1 protein-coding gene is annotated in these 314 nt (G+C 75.5%); it reads left to right on the top strand.

What is annotated here, in order from left to right; all coding sequences use genetic code 11:
• The first annotated feature begins 104 nt into the window (after window positions 1-104).
• Entirely contained in the window at window positions 105-281 is a 177-nt protein-coding gene (locus PROKR_RS34490; protein WP_169736375.1) for a hypothetical protein, read from the top strand.
• The last annotated feature ends 33 nt before the right edge of the window (window positions 282-314 follow it).

Here is a 314-nt window from a genome sequence, read left to right on the forward strand (position 1 = left end):
CTCGCAGGAACTGCCGATGGTCGTGGCCGCGGACTTGCTCGCGGTCGAGGGCCGGGTGCCCGACGGCTACCGGTACTGAGGCGCCGGTCCGCGATACTGGCCCCATGACCAGTGCTGTTCCCGGTACCACGTTGCGCGCGGGGGGCACCGTCGTGCTCGGTGCCGCCCGGCTGACCGCCTGTACGCCGTCCGACGCGGATCGGGTCGCGCCCGGCACCGACCTCACGAGCCTCGAGCAGTCCGGCCGGTCGCGGCTCGGCGACCTCCTGGCGGTGCGGTAGTGCCCCCGCGGCGCCGGACCGACCCGCTGGCCG

This window comes from Promicromonospora kroppenstedtii DSM 19349, from assembly GCF_000515355.1.
In the GTDB taxonomy this organism is placed as follows: domain Bacteria; phylum Actinomycetota; class Actinomycetes; order Actinomycetales; family Cellulomonadaceae; genus Promicromonospora; species Promicromonospora kroppenstedtii.

What these genes read in the sequence shown, in the direction of transcription:
- PROKR_RS34490 (WP_169736375.1), top strand. Translation starts at nt 105, where the DNA reads ATGACCAGTGCTGTTCCCGGTACCACGTTGCGCGCGGGGGGCACCGTC.